General features: G+C 54.2%; 9 protein-coding genes, 4 tRNA genes and 1 pseudogene. All 14 read left to right on the top strand.

What is annotated here, in order from left to right:
* Window positions 1-185 (top strand): hypothetical protein (locus tag CE491_RS30550; RefSeq protein ID WP_234407455.1); only part of this gene is annotated, 185 nt, incomplete at its 5' end.
* A 173-nt stretch (window positions 186-358) separates the two neighbouring features.
* The gene (birA, locus tag CE491_RS00500; RefSeq protein ID WP_110946427.1) at window positions 359-1,324 is read left to right on the top strand and encodes a bifunctional biotin--[acetyl-CoA-carboxylase] ligase/biotin operon repressor BirA; all 966 of its coding nucleotides are present in this window, start codon (window positions 359-361) and stop codon (window positions 1,322-1,324) included.
* 60 nt (window positions 1,325-1,384) lie between these two features.
* Complete coding sequence (locus CE491_RS00495; RefSeq protein WP_110946426.1) at window positions 1,385-1,819, top strand: hypothetical protein; 435 nt, start codon at window positions 1,385-1,387, stop codon at window positions 1,817-1,819.
* 145 nt (window positions 1,820-1,964) lie between these two features.
* A tRNA-Tyr gene (locus tag CE491_RS00490) sits at window positions 1,965-2,049 on the top strand.
* A gap of 27 nt (window positions 2,050-2,076) precedes the next feature.
* Window positions 2,077-2,150, top strand: a tRNA-Gly gene (locus CE491_RS00485).
* A 27-nt stretch (window positions 2,151-2,177) separates the two neighbouring features.
* Window positions 2,178-2,253, top strand: a tRNA-Thr gene (locus CE491_RS00480).
* A gap of 185 nt (window positions 2,254-2,438) precedes the next feature.
* Window positions 2,439-2,514: transfer RNA gene (locus CE491_RS00475), tRNA-Trp, on the top strand.
* A 45-nt stretch (window positions 2,515-2,559) separates the two neighbouring features.
* Window positions 2,560-2,928: a preprotein translocase subunit SecE gene (gene secE, locus CE491_RS00470; RefSeq protein ID WP_081569200.1), complete on the top strand. Its 369-nt coding sequence runs from the start codon at window positions 2,560-2,562 to the stop codon at window positions 2,926-2,928.
* A 9-nt stretch (window positions 2,929-2,937) separates the two neighbouring features.
* Window positions 2,938-3,471, top strand: coding sequence for a transcription termination/antitermination protein NusG (gene nusG / locus CE491_RS00465; protein WP_110946425.1), 534 nt, complete (start codon window positions 2,938-2,940; stop codon window positions 3,469-3,471).
* A gap of 119 nt (window positions 3,472-3,590) precedes the next feature.
* Window positions 3,591-4,022 (top strand): 50S ribosomal protein L11, encoded by a 432-nt coding sequence (rplK, locus tag CE491_RS00460; protein WP_062384456.1) that lies wholly within the window; start codon window positions 3,591-3,593, stop codon window positions 4,020-4,022.
* Complete coding sequence (gene rplA, locus CE491_RS00455; RefSeq protein WP_110946424.1) at window positions 4,022-4,717, top strand: 50S ribosomal protein L1; 696 nt, start codon at window positions 4,022-4,024, stop codon at window positions 4,715-4,717. The genes rplK and rplA overlap by 1 nt, the downstream gene beginning before the upstream one ends.
* 197 nt (window positions 4,718-4,914) lie before the next feature.
* On the top strand, window positions 4,915-5,415 hold the full coding sequence (rplJ, locus tag CE491_RS00450) for a 50S ribosomal protein L10 (protein ID WP_081569202.1): 501 nt from the start codon (window positions 4,915-4,917) through the stop codon (window positions 5,413-5,415).
* A gap of 77 nt (window positions 5,416-5,492) precedes the next feature.
* Window positions 5,493-5,858: a 50S ribosomal protein L7/L12 gene (gene rplL / locus CE491_RS00445; RefSeq protein WP_110946423.1), complete on the top strand. Its 366-nt coding sequence runs from the start codon at window positions 5,493-5,495 to the stop codon at window positions 5,856-5,858.
* Between the two features lie 218 nt (window positions 5,859-6,076).
* Window positions 6,077-7,368 (top strand): annotated as a pseudogene (gene rpoB, locus CE491_RS00440) (DNA-directed RNA polymerase subunit beta); the annotation flags it as partial.

Raw genomic sequence — 7,368 nt, 5'->3', positions numbered from 1 at the left:
TTTCCCCATGTGAGAGTAGGTCATCGTCAAGATTGAATTTCAGAACCCCGTTTGCGAAAGCAGATGGGGTTTTGTTTTTGCGCGCGGAAAAGCCTGATTTCCCTGATCGGATCGCAACGCCGACCACACTCGGCATCCACCATCTGTTCGCTTGCGTCTTGAACGCCACCTCTGCAGCGGCATGACTTGCCGACGGCAGCGCTTTGAGTCAGTTCGCCACCACTGGCAAGCCATGCTGCTATAAAAGAATGAACCCGCTCCGCAATCCAGTCCTGGACAACCTACCTCCCGCTGCGGCTCCTATGCACCGGCGATACGCATAGCTATCATGCGTCCCTCATTGAAAGGTGTAATACCGATGCGCACGTTGCTAAAGCTCTTAAGTGATGGAGAGTTCCATTCGGGTGAGGACCTAGGCGACAAGCTAGGAGTCAGTCGTAGCGCTGTCTGGAAAAAGCTTCAGCAACTGGAATCGGAAACCGGGCTTGAGATACATAAAGTGCGCGGCCGAGGCTATCGTCTCGCCAATCCTTTGTTCCTTCTGGATCAGCGGTGGCTGCAAGAAAGCCAAGGCGATGCCGGCTGGTCGATCCACGTCTACGATACGATCGACTCCACCAATGCCGAAGCGATGCGCCTGGTTGCGCAAGAAGGCTCCCTGCCTTTGCTGGTTACTGCAGAGCAGCAGACGGCTGGCAGGGGGCGCCGCGGCCGCAAATGGGTAAGTCCATTCGCTGAGAACCTCTACTACAGTCTTGCGCTACGCATTGACGGCGGGATGCGCCAATTGGAGGGGCTCAGCCTTCTTGTGGGCTTGGCTGTAGTTAAAATGCTGCGTGAAATGGGCGTGGAAGGGGCAGGACTGAAGTGGCCCAACGACATTCTTGTGGGGCGCCGCAAGCTCGCGGGTGTGCTGCTTGAGCTTACTGGCGATCCGGCCGATGTCTGTCATGTCGTGATTGGTATCGGAATTAACGTCAACATGCGTGCCTCTGAGGAGGTTGATCAATCATGGACGTCAATGACGCTGGAGGCAGGTGTGGCTCTGGATCGCAACCAGGTTGCTGCGCGTCTGAGTGCATATCTGAAAGAGTACCTCGCTGCTCATCGCCAGCAGGGGTTTAGTGCTTTCCGGGCGGAGTGGGAGCTCAATCACTTATGGCAAAACCAGCCGGTCACACTCCTGGCGGGTTCAAATGCAATTGAAGGGGTTGTGATTGGAGTGGATACCGTTGGTGCATTGCGGCTAAGGGTGGGTGATCAGGTAATCGCCTACAGTGGGGGGGAGCTTAGTTTAAGGCTGCGGGAACAATCCGAGCTATAGGTTGCGGTGTCGCCTTCATGGATGCTTTCGTCCTGGTGCGTGGGTGGTGATGAGGTCGTTATGCGTTGGGTGTTTTTGCTGTTGTTGGTGTTGAATGCATTTTATTACGTGTGGCACCAACAGGAGGCTCCTCAGAGGCCCAAAGAGGTGACGCCATTGTCGCTCTACAAGGGCGCCCAGCAGGATATTCGACTCTTGAGCGAGTCTGGTGCTGCACAGCCCGGAAGCAGTGGCCATCCTGTTGCTGAACAATGCCTATTTTTGGGTGGGGATATGTCTCAGAGTGAGGCCGAGACAATTGCGCAGCGGCTCACGAGTCTGGATATTAAAACTCAGTTTGGTAGGCGTTTAGATGAGGGAGGAGCCATCTATTGGTTGAGAGTCGCCCCTGATAGTCGCCGCCTTTTGGACGATGCTTTACTGAATGGATTGAGACAGGACTTCCCTCAACTAAAAAACAAAATAATGTCGTGCGAAGGCATTGCAACCTCTTAATAGTTTGCATAGAATGGCGCCCGCTTCGCAGTGCAAGTCAAGCTTGAGACGCAAGCGAAGCAGGAGTCAAGGGTTGTAACCTCAAGTTTTTATTGAGAAAAAGGTTGACAGAAGGGTGGCATGAGATAGAATGCTGCCTCGCTTAGGAGGGGTTCCCGAGCGGCCAAAGGGATCAGACTGTAAATCTGACGTCTACGACTTCGAAGGTTCGAATCCTTCCCCCTCCACCAAATTTTCGAGCGTAAGCAACAAGCTCCGCGGGTATAGTTTAGTGGTAGAACCTCAGCCTTCCAAGCTGATGATGCGGGTTCGATTCCCGCTACCCGCTCCAAGTTTTGTTGGTTGTGCAAAGTATTTCGCTCTTGTAGCTCAGTTGGTAGAGCACACCCTTGGTAAGGGTGAGGTCAGCGGTTCAAATCCGCTCAAGAGCTCCATTGCTAAGGCAGATATGAAAGTATCTGCCTTTGTTTTAGGTGCGATAGTTCATCCAGTGTTTCGGCTTCAGGCCTGGATGTGCGTGGCTCCTGCAGTGGTTCGATGTGTTGCTATGCGATCTCGTCGAATAGCTGTTGAAATCTTCCTGTCAGGTCCGCATAATGGTCGGCCTGATTTTGCTTTTAGGTCAGTAGCTCAATTGGCAGAGCGACGGTCTCCAAAACCGTAGGTTGGGGGTTCGATTCCCTCCTGACCTGCCAGATTCGCTTAACGTGTCTGGCTTTCTTTTCACAGGATTTTAGTAGATGAATCCAAAGGCTGAAGCCCCTGACTCCCGTTTTGATCTCGTAAAGTGGCTCGTAGTGGTCCTTTTGGTCGTTGTGGGTGTTGTCGGAAATCAATACTACTCGGCGCAGCCAATCCTGTATCGCGTGCTCGCTTTGCTCGTAATTGCCGCTGTCGCAGCCTATGTAGGGCTGCAGACTGGTAAGGGCAAGGCTTTCTTCGTGTTGGCCAAGGAAGCTCGCGCTGAGATTCGTAAAGTCGTATGGCCTACTCGTCAAGAAACCACCCAGACTACCCTCATTGTGGTAGCTGTGGTTCTGGTTATGGCGCTGCTGTTGTGGGGGCTTGATTCCCTGCTCGGCTGGCTTGTTTCCTTGATCGTCGGCTAAGGGTGTCCCGTGGCTAAGCGTTGGTACGTAGTACATGCCTACTCGGGTTACGAGAAGCATGTTATGCGCTCTCTGATCGAGCGTGTAAAGCTGGCAGGCATGGAAGATGGTTTCGGCGAAATTCTGGTCCCTACCGAAGAAGTGGTAGAGATGCGTAATGGCCAGAAGCGCAAAAGCGAACGTAAATTCTTTCCTGGTTATGTGCTTGTTCAGATGGACATGAATGAGGGTACTTGGCACTTGGTCAAGGATACTCCTCGTGTCATGGGCTTCATTGGCGGAACGGCGGACAAGCCTGCTCCGATCAGCGACAAGGAAGCTGAGGCTATCCTGCGTCGCGTTGCTGATGGTAGCGACAAGCCCAAGCCAAAGACTCTGTTCGAGCCGGGTGAAGTGGTTCGCGTCACCGATGGTCCGTTCGCGGACTTCAACGGTACGGTTGAAGAAGTTAACTACGAAAAGAGCCGGATCCAAGTGGCTGTGCTCATTTTCGGACGCTCTACTCCGGTGGAGCTCGAGTTCAGTCAGGTCGAAAAGGCATAACTGGACCGGAAATCCCATACCCCGCAGCCTTGGGCTGTGGGGTTTTGTCGTCACTGGGATAAACGCGCAAGTAACCGGGGAGCCTTTCGAGGCGTTTGAACCCGTAATTGGAGTGCCTCATGGCCAAGAAGATTACCGCTTACATCAAGCTTCAAGTGAAAGCCGCTCAGGCTAACCCAAGCCCACCCGTTGGTCCTGCTCTGGGTCAGCACGGCGTGAACATCATGGAATTCTGCAAAGCCTTCAACGCCCGTACTCAGGGTCTTGAGCCAGGTTTGCCGACTCCAGTGATCATCACTGTATACAGCGACCGCAGCTTCACTTTTGAAACCAAAAGTACCCCTGCTTCGGTTCTGCTGAAAAAAGCGGCTGGCTTGACCAGCGGCTCGGCGCGCCCGAACACCGTCAAAGTCGGCACCGTTACCCGTGCGCAGCTAGAAGATATCGCCAAGGTAAAAAATGCGGATCTGACTGCTGCTGACATGGAAGCTGCCGTGCGTACCATCGCCGGTTCTGCTCGTAGCATGGGCCTTAACGTGGAGGGTGTGTAATGGCTAAGCTGACCAAGCGCCAAAAGGCAATCGCTTCCAAAGTTGAAGCAGGTAAGTCTTATAACTTCAATGATGCGGCAGTTCTGCTGACAGAACTGTCGACCGTGAAATTCAGCGAGTCCGTGGACGTAGCTGTAAACCTCGGTGTTGACCCGCGTAAATCTGATCAGGTCGTTCGTAGCGCTACTGTGCTGCCGCACGGCACTGGTAAGACTGTGCGCGTTGCTGTCTTCACCCAGGGCCCAGCTGCTGAAGCTGCTCTGGCTGCCGGCGCTGATCGCGTTGGTATGGATGACCTGGCTGCCGAGATGAAGGGCGGCGACCTGAACTATGACGTCGTTATTGCCTCCCCGGATGCAATGCGTGTCGTAGGTCAGCTGGGTCAGATCCTCGGTCCTCGTGGCCTGATGCCTAACCCGAAAGTCGGTACCGTAACCCCAGACGTAGCTGGCGCGGTTAAAAACGCCAAGGCTGGTCAGGTTCGTTATCGCACCGACAAAAACGGCATCATCCACACTTCCGTTGGCAAAGTCGGTTTTGATGCTGACAAGCTGCGTGAGAACGTTGAAGCCCTGATCGCTGATCTGAAGCGTATCAAGCCAGCTTCTTCGAAAGGTATTTACGTCAAGCGCGTTACCCTGAGCACCACTATGGGCCCAGGCTTGGTTATCGACCAAGGTTCGTTGAGCGCGTAAGACCGGCAGAGTGCGGGTGACCGCGCTCTTGCAAAAATTGGGGTCCCTGCCTGGCGGGGGCTATCCAAGACCGTAGGCGGCGCGAGTCTTAAAACAAAAGCCTACGCAGATGGTGCTCCCGGTTCCTTACCGAATCAGACACCAAAACGACATCCGGTTCCGGCCAGATGAAACGGTAACAAGCAGGAGTTAAACCCGTGGCAATTAAACTCGAAGACAAGAAGGCCATCGTCGCTGAAGTCAACGAGGCTGCCAAAGTCGCTCTGTCCGCTGTTGTGGCTGATGCCCGTGGTGTGACAGTAGGCGCGATGACCGGACTCCGTAAAGAGGCTCGTGAAGCTGGCGTATACGTACGTGTCGTACGTAACACCCTGCTCAAGCGTGCTGTTGCTGACACTGAATACAGTGTTCTCAACGACGCGTTCACTGGCCCGACCTTGATCGCTTTCTCCAACGAGCACCCGGGCGCTGCTGCCCGTTTGTTCAAAGAGTTTGCGAAAGGTCAGGACAAGTTCGAGATCAAGGCAGCCGCGTTCGAGGGCAAGTTCCTCGCAGCTAATCAGATCGACGTACTGGCAACCTTGCCGACCCGTAACGAAGCAATTTCCCAGCTGATGAGCGTGATTCAAGGCGCTACCAGCAAATTGGCTCGTACTCTGGCGGCAGTTCGCGAACAAAAAGAAGCTGCTGCCGCCTAAGGCCGCACACTCTTTTCGCGTATTTTTGTTTATTTCGAAGGCCGCATAGGCCCTCACACAATTCAGGAATTAGAGTCATGTCTATCTCTCAAGACGATATCCTCAACGCCGTAGCTGAAATGTCCGTTCTGCAGGTAGTTGAGCTGATCAAAGCTTTCGAAGAAAAATTCGGCGTTAGCGCTGCTGCTGCATCGGCTGGTCCAGCTGCTGCTGCCGCTGTTGTTGAAGAGCAAACCGAATTCAACGTCATCTTGACCGAAGCTGGCGAGAAGAAAGTTAACGTCATTAAAGCCGTTCGTGAACTGACCGGTCTGGGCCTGAAAGAAGCCAAGGCAGTCGTTGACGGCGCTCCAGGTGTAGTTCTGGAAGCAGTAGCAAAAGACGCTGCTGACAAAGCCAAAGCTACTCTGGAAGAAGCAGGCGCTAAAGTCGAGCTGAAGTAAGCATCGACCTTGCGTCTCCAGCCCAAGCGTTAAGCGAAGGCTGATGGCTGGTGGCTTCTGCCACCGGCCTTTTTCCGTTATTGGCGGCCGATCAAGTCGGCGCCAGTGACGTGCTTCACCACCGCGAATGGTGGCGCAAACCATGGGGTTTGCAAGATTTTCTGGCCGCTCCCGTCGGGGGAGGCCAAACAAGCAGGTGACCAAGCTGGGGAACGCTGATGGCTTACTCATATACTGAGAAAAAACGTATCCGCAAGGACTTTAGCAAGTTGCCGGACGTCATGGATGTGCCTTACCTCCTGGCCATCCAGCTGGATTCGTATCGTGAATTCTTGCAAGCGGGAGCGACTAAAGATCAGTTCCGCGACGTGGGCCTGCATGCGGCCTTCAAATCCGTTTTCCCGATCATCAGCTACTCCGGCAATGCTGCGCTGGAGTACGTCGGTTATCGTCTGGGCGAACCGGCTTTTGATGTCAAGGAATGCGTGCTGCGCGGTGTGACGTACGCCGTACCTTTGCGGGTAAAAGTGCGCCTGATCATTTTCGACAAAGAATCGTCGAACAAAGCGATCAAGGACATCAAAGAGCAAGAAGTCTACATGGGTGAAATCCCCTTGATGACTGAGAACGGTACCTTCGTTATCAACGGTACTGAGCGCGTTATCGTTTCCCAGCTGCACCGTTCCCCGGGCGTGTTCTTCGACCACGACCGCGGCAAGACGCATAGCTCCGGCAAGCTGCTGTACTCCGCTCGCATCATTCCTTACCGCGGTTCGTGGCTGGACTTCGAGTTCGATCCAAAGGACTGTGTATTCGTCCGTATCGACCGTCGCCGCAAGCTCCCTGCATCGGTTCTGCTTCGTGCGCTGGGCTATACCACCGAAGAAGTGCTGGACGCGTTCTACACCACCAACGTTTTCCACGTGCAGGGCGAATCCCTGAGCCTGGAGTTGGTGCCTCAGCGCCTGCGCGGTGAAATTGCCGTCCTGGACATCCTGGATGACAAAGGCAAAGTGATCGTCGAGCAAGGTCGTCGTATCACGGCTCGCCACATCAACCAGCTTGAAAAAGCCGGTATCAAGGCGCTGGAAGTCCCGCTGGATTACGTTCTTGGCCGCACTACCGCCAAGGCTATCGTGCATCCGGCCACTGGCGAGATCATCGCCGAGTGCAACACCGAACTGAACACCGAAATCCTGGCGAAAATCGCCAAGGCTCAGGTTGTCCGCATCGAGACGCTGTACACCAACGACATCGATTGCGGTCCGTTCATCTCCGACACATTGAAGATCGATTCGACCGGCAACCAACTGGAAGCCCTGGTCGAAATCTATCGCATGATGCGTCCTGGCGAGCCGCCAACCAAGGATGCTGCCGAGACCCTTTTCAACAACCTGTTCTTCAGCCCGGAACGTTACGATCTGTCCGCTGTTGGCCGGATGAAGTTCAACCGCCGTATCGGCCGTACCGAAATCGAAGGTTCGGGCGTGCTATGCAAAGAAGATATCGT

It is taken from the genome of Pseudomonas bohemica (genome assembly GCF_002934685.1).
In the GTDB taxonomy this organism is placed as follows: Bacteria; Pseudomonadota; Gammaproteobacteria; order Pseudomonadales; family Pseudomonadaceae; genus Aquipseudomonas; species Aquipseudomonas bohemica.
The sequence above is the reverse complement of the archived record's forward strand: the minus strand, read 5'-3'. Positions and strand labels throughout refer to the sequence as shown.